This window comes from Rothia sp. CCM 9418 (assembly GCF_048512825.1).
Lineage (GTDB): Bacteria > Actinomycetota > Actinomycetes > Actinomycetales > Micrococcaceae > Rothia.
Map to the genome: position 1 here is coordinate 336,589 of NZ_JBLXXX010000001.1, position 16,616 is coordinate 353,204.

A 16,616-nucleotide genomic window follows, 5' to 3' on the forward strand; every position below is an offset into this window, starting at 1 on the left:
ATGAGCCATCTTCTTTTGGCAGGTGTTCTTGACATGGTGCAGATGCCTATCGCGTTATTAGGTATAGATATCGAGAAGATTCTTGAGCAAGCTGGCCCATGGGCTTTGGCTGTGGTCACGTTGATTGTATTCATTGAATCTGGTGTGCTGTTCCCGTTCCTTCCGGGTGATTCTCTCCTCTTTACTCTCGGTCTTATTCACGTTCAGTTGGGCTTGAACCTTTGGGTTATGCTCTTGTGCTTGTGTATTGCTGCTGTTGCTGGTGACCAAATCGGTTATTATTTGGGGCATCGTTTTGGTCGTAGATTCTTTAGCGCCGATGCGAAGGTGTTGAACACTAAGAATCTTCATGCGGCAGAAAGTTTTTTTGAAAAGTATGGTGGCAAAGCACTGGTTCTTGCACGTTTTGTTCCTATTGTGCGTACTTTTGTTCCGTTAGCTGCAGGTATTGCGAAATATCGTTATCGTGATTTTGCGAAGTGGAATATTACCGGTGCGATTACGTGGGTCTTTACTCTTGTCTTTGCTGGTGTACTTTTAGGCGGTATTCCTTTTATCCGAGACAATGTTGAGGCTATCGTTATTGTGATTGTGGTTGCCTCTGTTCTTCCTGTCGGTGTGGAATATCTTCGGGAACGTCGTAAGGCTCGTCGCTCTTTCAAATAACAGTGGTTATACAGTAAAAGGTGGATATCTCCGGTGTTGGAGATATCCACCTTTTACTGTATGAGGCGAGATTAGTGAGATTCTTGTTCCATCAGTTCGCTGAAAAGTTCTGCGTTGTATTGGAAGCCACGGAGTGTTTCGTCAACGACGTTTTGACGTTCTTCTTCGCTCAGAGGTGCGTTATCAAGGAGAGTGCGGTATGAATCTTTGAAGATTTTAGGCTTGGGTAGCTCGTCGAAGCGATACATACTCAAGGCTTCTGAGCTAATTCCGTAGTGACGTCCCATCAGCACGGCTACTGCCTGCCCGCCAGAGAGGTCACCTAAGTAGCGTAGGTAGTGGTGCGAGAGGAAACGTTCTGGCGCTTGGGCACTTTCAAGGATGCGCTGAGCGTACTTGGTCGTTGCAGGCAGAGCTGGGTCGATAGTTTCTTGACCGAGTGCTTTGATATCGGCCCGGATTCGCTCGGTACGCGCTAGTTCTGGCTGGTTGAAGGGTTCAAGCATTTTGTTGCCGGCTTCTCGGTAGCCTTGGGCAACTTTTTCGAGGGCTTCGTACAGGTACACATATTGGTTGAGTAAACGCAGGTAGCTTTTTTCAGATAGTTCGCCCTTCATGAGTTTTGTCATGAATCCCGAGTGTTCTGCTGTTGAGTGCAGTTCTTCGCTTTCGCGTTTGAGTCGTGCTGAAAATTTTTCGGCGGGGATTTCTGTTGTTGCAGTGGCGTTCATGGTGTACTCCTGACATTTTAGTGACACGGTGTCACTAAATAACTTACTGACATAATGTCATTAAAATTCGTTTTATGCAAGCACGCGCTTCACAACAGATGATAAGGTTAGGGTAACTAAACATGTATGCAATTAGCGTACATTGTTGTAGCCTAATAGCATCATCCCTAAATAGCCATACCTTTCAGAGGAATATCATGCCGACACAACGCACAAAGCGCTCCTACGCTTTCTTGGCGACCGCAGCAATTGGCCTTTCCAGTTTCAGCACACTCCCCGCAACCCAAGCAGTCGAAACACCACCTGCAGCAAGCGAGCATATACAAACCCAAAAGACTCTTGAAAACTCCACAATGACGTGGGGCATCAAAGAATCTTTCCATAAATATGTCACCGGACCTATTGCCGCAGGAAACATCGAAGCAAGCGATGGAGCTTCCCTAAACGACCAACAAATTATCACGTGGGAACAGGGCCAAGGAGAATACTCCTTAAGCACAAAAACTGGACACATAAATTTTGGAGGTGCTCTTCATTACACTGGACACCACGGTGTACTTGACATCTCACTCAAAGACTTCCAGCTCATCTTTAACGCTGATGGAACCGGAACTATCAAAGTTTCAGGAACGTCTAAAGACATGGCTGGAAACATCACAGACCTAGAAAACGTCGACTTTGCAAACGTTGTCTTGACACAACCATCTTTCAAAGACAACACCCTCACCTTCACAAACGCTAATGCAACGCTCACCGAAGATGGAGCGAAACTCTTTGCGAATTTCTATAAGTCTGGTACAGAACTTGACCCTCTGACTATCAGCGCACAGATTGCGCCAGAGCCTGCTGAACCGACCGAGCCTGCTGAACCGACCGAGCCTGCTGAACCGACCGAGCCTGCTGAACCAACTAAGCCTGCTGAACCAACTAAGCCTGCTGAACCAACTAAGCCTGCTGAACCAACTAAGCCTGCTGAACCAACTAAGCCTGCTGAACCGACCAAGCCTGCTGAACCAACTAAGCCTGCTGAACCGACCAAGCCTGCTGAACCAACTAAGCCTGCTGAACCGACCAAGCCTGCTGAACCAACTCACGATTCCCTACAAAGTGTCGAATCAGCTCAAGCCACATGGGGCGTTAAAGAATCCTTTATCCACTACATCACCGAAGGTATCGCACAGGGAGAAATATCCCTCACCGACGTTGAAAACAACCAAAATGTTTTCGCCTTCACCAAAGTTAACGAATCAAAATCTGGATTCAACCCCCAAGAAAAAACCGGCGTATTCGCATTTGACGGAGTCCTACGATTCACAGGACACCACGGAAAACTCGATATCACTATCTCCAACCTACAAATTCAGATACGCGAAGGATCCGGATACCTTGTTGCAGACATGAGCACCAAGTCAATGGACGGATCAACCACATCTGCACCTGCCGTGTACCTTGGAAACATCGATATCAGCTCTCTAAAAATAGAGAAAAATATCGTCTCACTCACCAACGCGCCAGTCTCACTCAGCACAGCAGGAGCACAAGCCTTTGGCGGATTCTACCAAGCTGGCACAGAGATGGCACCGCTAAACCTTCAAGCTCAATTAGGTGAGACCACAGACAACACACTCTCCTACGACCGTGCAGAAAATCACCCAACTAAGCAGGATACCGAAGAAGAAAAACAAAGTTCACATTCTCAAGACTCTTCTGAACATCCAACCCAACAAGGGAATACAGCTACTCCTGAAACCACCACACCCAAGGGCAACTCTCATACACACGTATCACGTAACCCTTCTTCTGCTTCAGTAGCAACCTGTGTTCCAGTGCAAATCACCGAAACAGTACCTGGTAAAACCACTCAGGAAAGTACAGGAAAGAACATCATCTCAGCAGGTGTTCTTGACTGGGGACTTCGCACATCATTCCGCAATTACGTTGCCGGAGGAATTGCTCACGGCGGATGGAACCTTGACGGAGTTACCTACAATTCTGGTGCATTTACTTGGTCCAACGGAACAGGAAATATTGAAGGAGCAAAAGGCACCATATCCTTCAACGGCTCCATTAACTTCCACGGACATGACGGAGTTCTCAACACAACGCTTTCTAACCTTCGTGTAGAAATCAACGGAAAACGCGGAACTCTCTACGCACACGTCAACGCAAACTCCATGGAAGGCAAAAACGTTGACTACGGAATCGTCGCTTTTGCTGATCTTGACCTTTCAAAGATGTCAATGAACGAGCAGAAGATTTCTGTTGTTTCTGCTCCAGCAGTACTCACCGCAGCTGGAGCAAAATCCTTCGCAGGCTACTATAACGCCGGCGAAACACTTGACCCCATCTCTTTCTCTGGAACTCTTACACCCGAAACAAAGAGCGTCACAGGTCAGCCCACAACAGTCACCCGAACTGCATACCGTGGAGCAGGATGCACAGCTGAACAACTCGCATACACCGGAACTTCCCAAACTGTTCCATTCCTCATTGCTGGTGGCGGAATGCTCACCCTCGGTGCAATGCTTCTTATCACAGCTCGTCGCCGACGCACAGCATAACCTCACAACGCTATCGTCGATAGCTTCAATCAAGCTGTTCGGGTAGATTACCCATCCGTTGTCTACCCGAACAGCTTTTTTAAAACCACAATTTTGGAGTTTCCATGCGCCCAACCATATCCTCTGCTTCCCTCTCTAACCCATTCCGCGCTGTTATCGTACTTTGTTTGCTTCCTCTCCTATTCCTTCTCACTGGTTGTGGAGTAGGAACACTCAATAACTCTCAGCAAAGTTCATCATCACCATCATCTAACTCGTCAGCTCAGGCAGAATCTGAACATCTATCGGAGCTAGAACAAGGAACAAAATACCTCGAAGAACACGCATCAAAAAACCCCAAGGAACTAACTGGTACTGCAACAGCACAAAGCGTTGGAGCGGTGCTTCCTCTTGAAAACCCACAACAACCCCAGCTACCTGTAACAGTCACCGACCATCAAGGCACAGAAGTCACCGTAGAAAAAGCTGACAGAATTCTAGCCCTTGACCTGTACGGAACCCTTGCCGAGACAGTGCAAGGACTAGGCTTAGCTGACCATCTAGTCGGCCGCGTTACCTCAACAACAGAACCGTCGTTGGCACAACTTCCAGTTGTTACGCAGAACGGCCATGACCTCAACGCCGAAGCTATTATTGCTTTACATCCTGACGTAATTCTGATGGACACCACAAACGGCCCTCTAGAAATTACAGAACAGCTACGTAGTGCTGGACTGACCGTCGTACATTTTGACCCTAAACGTTCTTTACATACCATCAGTGAACAAATTACTGCCGTTGCGCACGCATTAGGTGTTCCTGAATCTGGAGAACGTCTCAACAAGCGAGTCAGTGCTGAGCTATCTCTCGTCCAAGAATCTATTGCGCGTGTAGCACCCAAGGAAGACTCACAAAAAGTATCCATGGCGTTCCTATACGTACGTGGTACAGCAGGAGTCTTCTTTGTTCTCGGTCAAGGTTCTGGAGCTGACGATCTAATTACCTCAGTTTCCGGTATTGATGCGGCCTCTGAAGGAGGCGCACAAGGAACAACTCCTGCAACATCTGAAGCCCTCGTTAAACTCAACCCCGATTTGATTCTCACCATGACTGGCGGATTAGAATCAACCGGAGGATATGAAGGATTTTTAGCTCGTCCTGGTGTCAGTGAAACAACTGCTGGTAAAAACCATCGCATTATTGATATGAACGACGGTCAGGTTCTCTCCTTTGGGCCTAATACTCCAGCCGTATTACTTTCCTTAGCTCAAGCAATTTATATTCCTGCACAGGAAGCGAAAACCTCCTAGTGTTCACCAGTTGGATTCAGCAAAGAAAAGTTACCCTAACGTTCATGACAATGTCGGCGCTCTTGATTGTTGTCGTGCTAACTTCTGCCGCTCTTGGCCAGTTTCAGGTACCTGTTACTGAAGTATTTTCTTCCATCTATCGACGATTCTTTGGGGGCTTAGACACCTTACAGCTCTCAGATGCCACGCTATGGAATATTCGTTTTCCCCGCATCCTTCTTGGAGTGCTTGTGGGTGCTGCTCTCGGTGTTTCTGGTGCTGTCATGCAATCAATTTTTGGTAATCCGTTAGCAGAACCAGGCGTTATTGGAATTTCTGCAGGAGCAGCCGTTGGAGCATGCACAGCTATCGTCTTTGGGTGGACGTTCCTTGGAATTTTTACTGTTCCAGTTTTTGCGTTTTGCGCGGCTTTACTCACCACAGCTTTGGTATATATCTTTTCTCGCTCACACGGTAAAGCTGAAGCTCTTTCGATGATTCTTGCCGGTGTCGCAATTACGGCAGTTGCAAATGCTCTGATTGCTTTAATGATTTTTATCGCAGATGACGCTTCTCGTGACCAGATTGTTTTTTGGCAGATGGGCTCACTCAACGGAGCAACATGGAAAGCAGTCTATACAGCTTTTCCTATTATTGTGATAGGTCTTGTCATTTGTGCATATATTGCTGCTGAGCTCAACCTATTAGCTTTAGGAGAAAGAGCTGCTCAACACGCAGGAGTCCATGTTGAAAGGCTTCGTATCATTGCTGTTATTGCAACAGCCCTTCTAACGGGTGTTGCGGTAGCTTATGCGGGGATTATTGCTTTTGTCGGGCTGATTGTCCCCCATGTGTTACGTCTACTTTTAGGGCCCTCAAATACTTTGCTTCTTCCAGCATCTGCTTTAGGCGGGGCGTTGCTGATTGCTTCTTCAGATTTAGCAGCACGCACTCTTGTTGCTTTTGCAGATTTACCTATTGGTATTTTTACAGCACTTGTTGGTGCCCCAACGTTCTTCCTCCTGTTACGGAGAACCATCAAAAAAGGACGTGTATAGCGTGCTCAATGTTCATAATGTTTCGGTCTCTATCGGGGCAAAAGACATCCTTTCAGAGGTTTCTTTTAAGGCTCATGCCGGTGAGGTGGTTGCTCTTATTGGGCCTAATGGGGCTGGTAAATCGACGCTTCTTTCAGCAATTTGTGCCGATGTTTCGCTCAGTTCTGGGCAGGTAGAATTTAACGGTATTTCCTTATCGTCATTGTCGGCTCGTGAACTTGCTCAAAAGCGTGCTGTTCTTCTCCAAAAAACGGAAGTTTCTTTTCCGTATTCAGTAGAAGAGGTCGTTGCGATGGGGCGCACACCGTGGAAGGGCACATCTGCTGCTCAAGAAGATGAAGATATTATCCAACGGTGTATGCGCATTACTGAAGTTGAGCATATGGCGTTACGGGATATTACGACGCTCTCCGGTGGTGAGTCGGGTCGTGCTCATCTAGCACGTATTTTTGCTCAGAGTACGGAGCTCATTTTGCTCGATGAGCCGACAGCAGCATTGGATATTTTGCATCAAGAGCAGACTCTTAAAAATGCTCGTGCTTTTGCTCAGCAAGGCGCTACTGTTGTGGTGGTGTTGCATGATTTAGATGTTGCTGGAGCGTACGCTGATTCTATTGTGCTGTTAAATCGTGGCAAAGTTATTGCTCAAGGGTCTCCTGAGCAGGTGTGTACCTCTCAAAGGCTCAGCGAGGTTTATGGTCACCCTATTGAAGTGTTGCGTCATCCTTCAAATGGTAGGCTTCTGGTTCTTCCAGAACGGCATGAGTCCTAGATAAAGATTCTTCCATCATTTTTCTTAGGATATATACCTCCTAGGGATGAGGTATTCTGACGCTTCTGTGGTTACTCTGATATAGAGTCGTCTTAGGCTGTATAGGTCGTATATTTTATTCATCATCATAATGGGGTTTATTTCGTGAAAAATACTGGTTCGGTATCAACTGATTCCACGTTAAGTACGCCCTCGTCTGAGGATCTTGTGAAGAATGGGCTAAATGAGGTTCAGGTTGAACAGCGTGTTCATGCTGGTATGACGAATCATCAAGATCAGTCTTCTTCTCGTAGCACTTTGACGATTATTCGCACTCACTTATTTACCCTTTTTAACCTTGTTTTGGGTCTATGCGGTGTAGTTGTTATTGCTTTGGGACGTTGGCTTGACACCTTATTTCTTTTGGCAGCGATTGCCAACGTTGTTGTTGGTTTTATTCAAGAGTTCTCTGCCAAACGTAAACTTGATCAGATTGCATTATTGCGTCGTGATCCGGTGAGTGTCATTCGTTCGGGCTCTGTTGTTCAGCTTCCTATGGAACAACTTGTTGTCGATGATGTTGTATTGCTCAAACGCGGTGATCAGGTCCCTGCTGACGCGTTAGTGTTAAGTTCTGACGGATTAGATGTTGATGAGTCCATGCTCACTGGAGAGAATGATCCAGTTGCTAAACGTCCTAATGACAAGGTTTTGTCAGCTTCTTCTGTTGTGGGTGGAACTGGCCGTGTCCGTATTTATGCAGCAGGTACGTCATCTCACGCAGCGAAGTTAGCTCAAGAGGCTCGAAAGTTTAGCGTTATTCATTCTGAGCTTCGCGCCGGAATGGAACGCGTAGTTCGGTGGATTACCTATGCGTTAGTACCAATTATTGCAATTGTTCTTAACGGGCAGATGGTAGCTGCTGGTGGCTGGCGCTATGCTTTTGAGCATAATGTCTGGCAAGACGCCATTATCGTTGCGGTGTCTTCTATTGCTTCTATGATTCCTCAGGGGTTAGCCCTGATGACAACGATTTCTTTTGCGACTGCTGCAGTCAAGCTTGCTCAAGATGATGTTCTGATCCAAGAACAACCTGCCGTTGAAGTACTCGCTCGTGTTGACGTGGTGTGTTTTGATAAGACAGGCACTCTCACTGAAGGCGGCGTACGTTTTAATGAGCTCCTGCCGTTATCTGTTCAAACATCACAGGACGACTCTTCTTCTGCCCTGTCAGAGGCGGGGCAACAGGCTCTTGCGTGGTTTGGTGCTGATGAAAACGCTAATCCTACGGCAGCAGCTTTAGCTGACGGTTTCCGTGTTGTTCCGTCAAGCCCCGTACGCGGTGTTATTGCATTTTCGTCTGCATTACGGTTTTCTGCGGTGGAGTTTGATACTGGAGCGTGGATATTAGGCGCCCCTGAAGCTCTCTTAGAGGGTGGCTCTGCAGAAAGAGAGCGTGCTCAGCAACTTGCTTCTAGTGGATTGCGTACAATGGTGCTTGCCCATGCTTCATCTTTGGAGCGTGACGCAAAGGGTGAGGTGGTACCTCGTATTCCCGCTGCGTTGAAGCCACTTTGTTTTGTAACGTTCCGCGAGCAAGTTCGTAAAGAAGCACCTGAGACGTTGGCGTATTTCCGGTCACAGGGAATTGATTTGAAAGTTCTTTCTGGTGATAATCCGCAGACTGTTGCGGCAGCAGCAAAGACTGCTGGTATGGATGTTTCTGCTGGTGCTATCGATACGTCCTTATTACCTGATGAAGGCCCTGAACTTACTGAAGCCGTGTTGAACCATGCTGTTTTTGGTCGTGTGAATCCTCAGCAGAAGAAGAATATGGTTCTTGCATTGCAAGAGCATGGTAAGACTGTTGCGATGACTGGTGACGGTATTAATGATGCGTTAGCTCTCAAGCATGCTGATTTAGGTATCGCCATGGGAAATGCTGCTCCAGCGACGAAGGCTGTTTCTCGTTTGGTTCTTTTGGATGGACGTTTTGACCGGTTACCGTCGGTGTTGGATGAGGGCCGAAAGATTATCGCCAATATTGAGCGTGTGACGAATCTATTCCTTTCAAAGACAGCGTTTGCGATTTTATTGGGTATCACCTTGGGTATTTTGTGTTGGAAGTTCCCCTTCTTACCACGTCAGTATTCAACAGCTGATTTGTTGATTGTTGGTGGCCCAGCGTTCTTTATTACGATGTTCCCTAATACTCGTAAATATGTTTCGGGATTCTTGAATCGTGCATTGCATTATGCGATTCCTACCGCGGTGATTATTACGACGATGCTTGTTAGCGTTAATTTCTTAGGTCGTTCTTTGGGTAGCGCTGTTGTTGAAGAACAGATTCAGACGGCTACTTTTATCACGTTGACCATGATCGGTATTTATAACGTGACAACCGTTATACGTCCGTTGCGCTCATATCGTTTAGCGATGGTTGGGTTGCTCTATCTTGGTATGGTTGCAGCAATTCATGTTCCTCTCTTACATGAATATCATCAGTTTATGATGCCTCCGGCAGAGCTACATCTGTGGTCTGTTGTTCTTGGTGTTCTTGGCATTGTTCTTGTGGAAGTGAACCTACGTGTCCATCAGCGTTGGTTGCGTCGTTATCACCCTCAAGCTGTTGAAGCAGAACGTGCGGCTCGTCTCTCATAACGTTTCCAAAAATCAGTTTTGGTGTAAGAAGGATGGTCGTTTTAGACAAGTTTTTTAAGATATTTCCCTTGGAGATATTCCTCAAACGAAATATATACTTGTCAATTACGTTTTATGTAGATAGCTGTTATTTTCTGCGGGTATTGCAAGAAAACGCTCAGAGGGTGTAAAGTTACTGCCGAAAGCGCTTCTTCAAGCGTTTACTCATACCATCACAGGATTGTTACTGAGATAGCAGGCAAGACCTGAGTTACATTGTTCAACATCATCATTTTTAGATGCACTATTTGTTGAACCACCGGTTATATTACGGTAGCTCTCACAGCAGAGAACTACTTTCCAAAGTATTACTTTGAAAACTCGGTGAGGTGTAGCTCGGGTCTTTTATGTTTTCTCAGGACTTTCCGCACACACCAATCCAGAAGGAGTACCAGTGAACAACTCCGAGATGGGTGCCAAAATCCTCGAAGGTCTTGGCGGCCCAGAAAATATCTCGCACTTCACTCACTGTGCAACCCGTCTGCGCGTGACCCCTAAATCACGCTCAGCAATCAACACCGAAATGATCGAAAAGGTCCCCGGTGTTCTTTCCATCATCGAACAGTCCGGACAGACTCAAGTTGTTCTTGGCGACAAAGTCGAAGCTGTTTACAACGACATGCTCAAACTCCCCGGCATGAGTGCTATTGGAGAAGGCTCCAACCAGTCCTCCGCTGAAGGCGAGAAAAAAGCAAGCGTACTAACCCGCGTATTCGACGTTCTCTCCGATTCATTCCGCCCTGTTCTTTGGGCGTTGCTTGGCACCTCGATGATTTTGACCCTCATCGTATTCATGCAGCAAATTGGATATTTTGGCCAGTACGTTGACCTTACCGGCGAAACCGTAAACATCGACATCGTTAACGGACCTCGTCTAGCAGATCCAGAAGTTGCTGCAAAGATGCTCGATGAGTGGCGTCTCGCTTACCCCTTCTGGTTCCTCATGCTCGCTGCATCACTTTCTGTTTTGCAGTTCATGCCCATTATGATTGGCGCTACCGCAGCTAAGCGCCTTGGCGCAAACATGTGGGTTGGTGCAGCTATCCCTGCAGCACTCATGACCGGTGTATTCCAGGGCTTCAACAATATTGCAGTTGATGGCGTTGTCAACGTTCCATTCCTTGGCTTAGACCTTCCGCTATACGTTATGAACTACACCGGACAGATCTTCCCACCGCTCTTTGCTGCCGCACTTCTTGCTCCACTTGAGCGATTCCTCAAGCGCATTATTCCTACCATGCTCCACATGGTATTCGTGCCCATGATTTCTGTCATGGTTTTGGTTCCTGTTACTGCGTTCCTTGTTGGTCCTTTCGGTATCAAGTTCGCATTGGCTATTTCTGACGTCATCGGCGGAGTTAACGAAGTTGCTCCTTGGCTTGTTGGCGGCCTCATTGCAGGTCTCTACCTCTTCATGGTTCCACTTGGTCTACACTGGCCTTTGAACGCTGTGATGATTAACAACCTTCAGACCATCGGTACCGACTTCATTCAGTCCCCTATGGGCGCATACAACTTCGCAGTATTCGGTCTTGTTACCGGTGTTGCTATCCGTGCTAAGCAGAATAAAGAGCTTCGTCAGACTGCTGTTGGTGCAGCCGCTTCCGGTTTGCTCGGCGGTATTTCTGAGCCTTCCCTCTACGGTGTTGTGCTTCGCTACAAGCGCGTTATCCCCATCATCTTGGTTCCCGCTGTTATCGGTGGCGCAACCATCTCCGCTTTGGGTGTTAAGTCTTACGCCTTCGCGTTTACCTCCTTGCTATCTATCCCTGCAATGCAGCCTGCTGGCTACTACGTCATCGGTCTTGCTATCGCGTTCTTCGGCGCAATGGCTGGCGTTCTTGTCTTCGGCTACGAGTCCAAGACTCCTGCTACCGGCAAAGTAGCTGAGAAAGTAGCTGCTACCGCTGGTGCTGCTGCAGGCGCTGCCGGTGCCGCTGCTGGTGCTGTTGCAGATAAGGCTCAGGCTGCTACCTCTGCGGTTCAGGAAAACCTTCCTTGGGCTTCTGGTGAAGCAGTGGAGATTTCTTCCCCTCTTGAAGGCGAAGCTATCGCATTGTCTGAGGTTCCAGACCCCATCTTCGCAGCTGGTCAGCTCGGTAAGGGTGCAGCAGTTGTTCCTAGCGGAAACTCTGTTGTTGCTCCTGCTGCAGGCAAAGTTGCCGCCATCCCCGCTTCTCGCCACGCTATCGGACTCAAACTCGATAACGGTGTAGAACTTCTCATTCACGTCGGTATCGACACCGTCAACCTCAATGGCGAAGGCTTCAACGTTCTCGTTGCTAAGGGTGACCGCGTCGAAGCTGGTCAAGAACTTCTTACCTTTGACCGCTCCGTCATTGAAAAAGCTGGCTACTCCCTCGTCACCCCCGTCCTTGTCACTAACACCGTCAAGTACGAAGACGTTGCAGGCGTAACTGGCGATGTAAACACCTCAAGCAAGTTGCTCTCTATCACCGCTAAATAAGGGATTCTTCCTTTTCTCAAAGTGCTGATATAAAAGGCTGGGTGTCTTGCCAAAGATTTTTGGTAAGACACCCAGCCTTTGTCTATTGAAGGAATATTTTTATGGGTGCAGAGGTAAAACTTTATGCACGTGTGGAATACCAGCTTCCATAAATTCTTCACCGTATTCTTCGAACTCTCGATATAACGTATCTTTCAGATAAGACTGTGCTGTTAGCTCAATACGATTAGCTGATGTATTTTCTTTAATCCAACGAATACCGGTTTCAAGGATGGTGCGTCCAAGTCCCGTTCCTCGAGCTTTCTCGTGCACTGCAACTCTTCCGATTGTCCAAGCCCCAGGCATCAGTTCATGTGATTCATCGACGTATTTGCCACAGTCGAACATCCGGATATACGCCAAGATTGTTCCGTCATCGGCCTGATGAAACATGTGTATACAGTTAATATCTGTTTCGTCAGGGTCTGGTTCAGTAATTTTTTGCCCGCGGGTAAAAACTTCGGCTCTGGTGCAATAGATTCCGTGCAGTTCGCGAAGGGTTAGCTCATCAAAAGATTTGACCGTAAAGTCTGGTTCTTGGTCTTTAGCCATCGTAACCACCTTAGAATCTGTCATTGTGAATAAGTGACCATAAACGAAAACCCCGCTCTGGAATATATACCAGAACGGGGTTTTTGCGGTGCGCCCTGTGGGGCTCGAACCCACGACCCACGGATTAAAAGTCCGATGCTCTACCAACTGAGCTAAAGGCGCTCCACCAAGCTCAAACGAACTCAGCAGGTACTACTATACAGCAATTATCGAAAAAGTAAAAACTCCACAGAGAATATTTTTAACGCGATAAGGAGCACATTTAAACCCTCTCACCCTCAACACTAAAAAACCTAGAATATCCCTATGCCCCAAAACCCTCAGCCCAACAGAACACACCACCGCCCCGTCACATTCTCCACTGAGGTATTCGACCGTTACCCTGGTGGTTCAGACCCCCAAACAACCGCACAGGCAGCACACTATTCAGCGCATGCACTATTACAACAAGGAAGAAAAAATACCGACCCAAACATTACCCAAAAACTTGTCCACTTCACCGACACCTTCGGACTAGAAACACTCGCAGAAATGTGGTCACAAGCGTCTGCTCTCTCTTTACCTGGCGCACTCTGGAGAATCTACCTCATTAGAGACACCGTCCACACACATACAACACAAATCGCGCACTACTATGCTCGCGGAATGGAACAAAACTGGCGTTCCTCCCTCATCGCAGGTGTAGCAGACCCACCCACCGAACAAGAAGTCGCAGAAACCACCAACACCATTCTCACCGGAGCCTACACCGGAGATTTCGATATAGCGTTAGAACGTTTCGCCGCATTCTGCGCTGTTATCGCAACAGGACAACGAGCTACCGCGCACACCATTGTCTCGGGAAAGAACTCCCCGACTCCCCCACATCAGACAACACTGCAATATCAGCTACGCCCCAGTGCAGAAGTACAGACAGAAGCACGCAGAAGAGCAGAACAACTACACGCCAAAACTCAACAACTCCTCACAATCTCCCAAGATCTCGAACAAGCAGCACAATTATGGCGAGCAGGCACCCTCGAATAGACACCAACAACGCTATCTACACATGCAGCATCATCGGTATCGAACGTTTGACATCCTTAGCAAAAGAGAAGAAACTAGATATAGATGTCAGGCTGCTAATAGGTAGCCCCGGGCTCCAAAAATATAGCCGCTACGAGCGGCCTTCCGCCGAGAGGCGCTCCCAGCCTGACATCGCCTAAAACACTTCCCCAGAACGGCTCATCTGCCTGCATCACCACTACGCACATCATAAGTTTGCGGGGAACCACCCGAAGGAAAGCCGTGTTTGACTATTTATTCCTCTCTGAGAACTCCTCCCTCAAGTCTCTAGCAGAACTTTCACGAAAAGTTATCAACTCAGCAGACATGCTCTCAGAACTCGTGGGCTCCATAGAACAAGCAGACACCTCCAACATCCTCGATGAGATGTTCACACAAGAAGCACAAGCACAAGACCTCTTCTTTACCACCATGACACTCGTACGCAGCTCCTTCGCTGCTCCCCTACCTCGAGAAGACCTCTACACGCTAGCAAACCACCTGATGACAGCGGTAGAACGCCTCACCAGTGCCGCACATGTGCTTTCACTACACCGTATCGACAGGTTCCCCTCACATCTGACCACGATGCTCGACCTCATCCAACGAGAAGCCGTCCTAACAACAGCTGTTATCCCAAAACTCGAAGACCTCAAAGGACTCGACGAATACTGGATTGACATGCTACGCATCTCACGCCAAGCAACACGCACAGCAGAAATCTACAGTGCCGAACTTGTAGACCAAAATAACAGCCAACATTATATGAAGCACTTCCAATTCATTACAGAGCTCAAAGCTGTATCTGATTCCATGAGAGCAGTCTCCGCGCAAATTGGTCGCATCGTGGTACAGGAATCATAAATAGTGAGCATCATCCTGTTTATCCTCGCATTTTTAGGACTCACCGGCTATCTTTTCGTCACGGGATTCCATGATGCACCCAACGCCGCCGCCGTCCCCGTACGAACCCGCGCACTCACACCAAGAATAGCGTTACTTGTCGGCGCCTGCCTTAACTTCTTAGGAGTCCTCGCTGGTACAGCCATCCTCACAAGCCATCACTCACAATGGGTGAAGGTACCGCTTAACAATGTAGGTTTAGCCATCCTCCTCACAGCTTTCTTCGCTCAAATAGTATGGGGACTCATCACCTTTTGGCTTAGGATGCCATCCTCGTCCACCCACGCTCTTTTTGGCGGACTCATTGGCGCAGTCTGGGCGGCAAACGAATCAAATATTGCGACCGTTAACCCGCTCACAGAGTCTTTTAAAAGCTTCATTCTTGTTCCGTTTCTGGTGCTTCCTGCCCTAGTATTTTTCCTCTCGTGGGCAACAGTTTTTCCTCTATCTCGCCTGACGTCTAAGGCATATCCGCGTGCAGTGCATAAGGTCTCACGCCACGCAATGTCGATGTCAAACTCAGCTATTTCTCTCATACACGGGATTCAAGTAGGACAACGAGCATTATTGTTCTTCTTATTAATGTGTCTATGCGCAGATATATCACTCACCCCGTTATGGGTTATCGTGGCCATCCTCTTCTTTGCGCTAACCCTCGCAGCAGGAACCCTCGTGGGCGGATGGCGTATCGGGCACACCTTTGCACATAAAATGGTTCAAATCGACCCATTCCGTGGTGCAGTTGCACAGGGAACAACAGCAATAGCTCTCTTCTTATCTCAAGCTTTTCTGCACACGCCCGTATCTTCATCTCATTTTGCCTCCGCCTCCGTGCTCGGCGCAGGCATCAATCAAAGATTCTCTTCTGTACGTCTTCCTATCACACTCAAGGTTATTTTGACATGGGTGGCAACAGTACCTGCGGCGTTCTGTATCGCCTCATTATTCTTCCTGCTACTCTCCCCAGCTCTCAAATAGCCTCAAAATCTTTGCATGAATTATTCATGCACACTCGTACTGCATCACATATACGATGAGGGGTGTAACGCATACACGCGTCACACCCCTCATCTTCTAACCGCAGAACTTCGGTCTTATCCGAAACGACCAAGAATATAATCTTCAGTTGCCTGCTCTTTCGGTCGGCTAAAGATCTCTCGAGTATCACCGTACTCAATCAGTTTTCCAGGCTTACCAGTTCCAGCAATATTAAAGAATGCGGTCTTATCTGAAATACGTGATGCTTGGTGCATATTGTGGGTCACGATCACCACGGTATAGTCTTCTTTCAGTTCATTAATCAAATCTTCTACCGCCAAAGTAGAGATAGGGTCTAACGCAGAACACGGTTCGTCCATCAAAATAACTTCAGGTTTGACGGCGATAGAACGAGCAATGCATAGACGTTGCTGCTGGCCGCCAGAAAGATCACCGCCCGGCTTATCAAGACGATCTTTGACCTCATTCCACAGGTTTGCACCTTTCAAAGAAGTCTCTACTAGCTCATCCGCATCACTCTTAGAAATCTTACGATTATTGAGCTTCACCCCAGCAAGAACGTTCTCGCGGATAGACATCGTCGGGAACGGATTAGGACGCTGGAAAACCATACCAATCTTCGCACGAACTGCTACAGGATCAACTCCCTTACCATACAGATCATGCCCGTCAAGGCGAATACTTCCGGTAACGCGAGCACCGGCAATAACTTCGTGCATACGGTTCAACGTACGTAAGAACGTTGACTTACCGCAACCAGAAGGCCCAATAAAAGCAGTGACCGAGCGCGGTTCAATCGTCATATTGACATCTTCTACAGCAAGAAAACCACCGTAGTATACGTTGAGGTTTTCAACATCGATTCGCTGAGACAAAA

At 47.7% G+C, this 16,616-nt stretch carries 13 protein-coding genes and 1 tRNA gene; 10 read left to right on the top strand and 4 right to left on the bottom strand.

The features are described from left to right. Positions 1-666 (top strand): VTT domain-containing protein, encoded by a 666-nt coding sequence (locus ACN083_RS01590; protein WP_419101074.1) that lies wholly within the window; start codon positions 1-3, stop codon positions 664-666. Between the two features lie 71 nt (positions 667-737). Here ACN083_RS01590 and ACN083_RS01595 read toward each other — a convergent pair whose 3' ends face one another. Further along, positions 738-1,397 (bottom strand): heme oxygenase (biliverdin-producing), encoded by a 660-nt coding sequence (locus ACN083_RS01595; RefSeq protein ID WP_419101075.1) that lies wholly within the window; start codon positions 1,395-1,397, stop codon positions 738-740. 197 nt (positions 1,398-1,594) lie between these two features. Here ACN083_RS01595 and ACN083_RS01600 point away from each other — a divergent pair, with 197 nt between their 5' ends. The 6 genes from ACN083_RS01600 to ACN083_RS01625 all read left to right on the top strand — a co-directional run bounded on the left by ACN083_RS01600 (position 1,595) and on the right by ACN083_RS01625 (position 12,202). After that, the gene (locus tag ACN083_RS01600; RefSeq protein WP_419101076.1) at positions 1,595-3,958 is read left to right on the top strand and encodes an HtaA domain-containing protein; all 2,364 of its coding nucleotides are present in this window, start codon (positions 1,595-1,597) and stop codon (positions 3,956-3,958) included. Positions 3,959-4,062: 104 nt separating this feature from the next. Beyond that, positions 4,063-5,247, top strand: a complete 1,185-nt coding sequence (locus tag ACN083_RS01605; protein WP_419101077.1) for a heme/hemin ABC transporter substrate-binding protein — start codon at positions 4,063-4,065, stop codon at positions 5,245-5,247. A 44-nt stretch (positions 5,248-5,291) separates the two neighbouring features. Next, positions 5,292-6,284, top strand: coding sequence for a FecCD family ABC transporter permease (locus ACN083_RS01610; RefSeq protein ID WP_419101078.1), 993 nt, complete (start codon positions 5,292-5,294; stop codon positions 6,282-6,284). A gap of 1 nt (position 6,285) precedes the next feature. Then, complete coding sequence (locus tag ACN083_RS01615; protein ID WP_419101079.1) at positions 6,286-7,056, top strand: heme ABC transporter ATP-binding protein; 771 nt, start codon at positions 6,286-6,288, stop codon at positions 7,054-7,056. Between the two features lie 144 nt (positions 7,057-7,200). Then, positions 7,201-9,696, top strand: coding sequence for an HAD-IC family P-type ATPase (locus ACN083_RS01620; RefSeq protein WP_419101080.1), 2,496 nt, complete (start codon positions 7,201-7,203; stop codon positions 9,694-9,696). 433 nt (positions 9,697-10,129) lie between these two features. Continuing rightward, positions 10,130-12,202 (top strand): glucose PTS transporter subunit IIA, encoded by a 2,073-nt coding sequence (locus tag ACN083_RS01625; protein ID WP_419101081.1) that lies wholly within the window; start codon positions 10,130-10,132, stop codon positions 12,200-12,202. Between the two features lie 99 nt (positions 12,203-12,301). Here ACN083_RS01625 and ACN083_RS01630 read toward each other — a convergent pair whose 3' ends face one another. Both ACN083_RS01630 and ACN083_RS01635 read right to left on the bottom strand, forming a co-directional pair. Next, the gene (locus ACN083_RS01630) at positions 12,302-12,793 is read right to left on the bottom strand and encodes a GNAT family N-acetyltransferase (protein WP_419101082.1); all 492 of its coding nucleotides are present in this window, start codon (positions 12,791-12,793) and stop codon (positions 12,302-12,304) included. Between the two features lie 89 nt (positions 12,794-12,882). Further along, a tRNA-Lys gene (locus ACN083_RS01635) sits at positions 12,883-12,955 on the bottom strand. A gap of 144 nt (positions 12,956-13,099) precedes the next feature. Between ACN083_RS01635 and ACN083_RS01640 the strand changes: the two genes are divergently transcribed. The 3 genes from ACN083_RS01640 to ACN083_RS01650 all read left to right on the top strand — a co-directional run bounded on the left by ACN083_RS01640 (position 13,100) and on the right by ACN083_RS01650 (position 15,718). Further along, complete coding sequence (locus tag ACN083_RS01640) at positions 13,100-13,819, top strand: histone acetyltransferase (RefSeq protein ID WP_419101083.1); 720 nt, start codon at positions 13,100-13,102, stop codon at positions 13,817-13,819. Positions 13,820-14,080: 261 nt separating this feature from the next. Continuing rightward, a complete protein-coding gene (locus tag ACN083_RS01645; protein ID WP_419101084.1) occupies positions 14,081-14,701 on the top strand; it encodes a DUF47 family protein in 621 nt (206 codons plus the stop codon). A 3-nt stretch (positions 14,702-14,704) separates the two neighbouring features. After that, positions 14,705-15,718 (top strand): inorganic phosphate transporter, encoded by a 1,014-nt coding sequence (locus ACN083_RS01650; RefSeq protein ID WP_419101085.1) that lies wholly within the window; start codon positions 14,705-14,707, stop codon positions 15,716-15,718. Positions 15,719-15,834: 116 nt separating this feature from the next. On the opposite strand, the gene pstB is transcribed toward ACN083_RS01650, so the two are convergent. After that, on the bottom strand, positions 15,835-16,614 hold the full coding sequence (gene pstB, locus ACN083_RS01655; RefSeq protein WP_419101086.1) for a phosphate ABC transporter ATP-binding protein PstB: 780 nt from the start codon (positions 16,612-16,614) through the stop codon (positions 15,835-15,837). Positions 16,615-16,616: the final 2 nt, after the last annotated feature.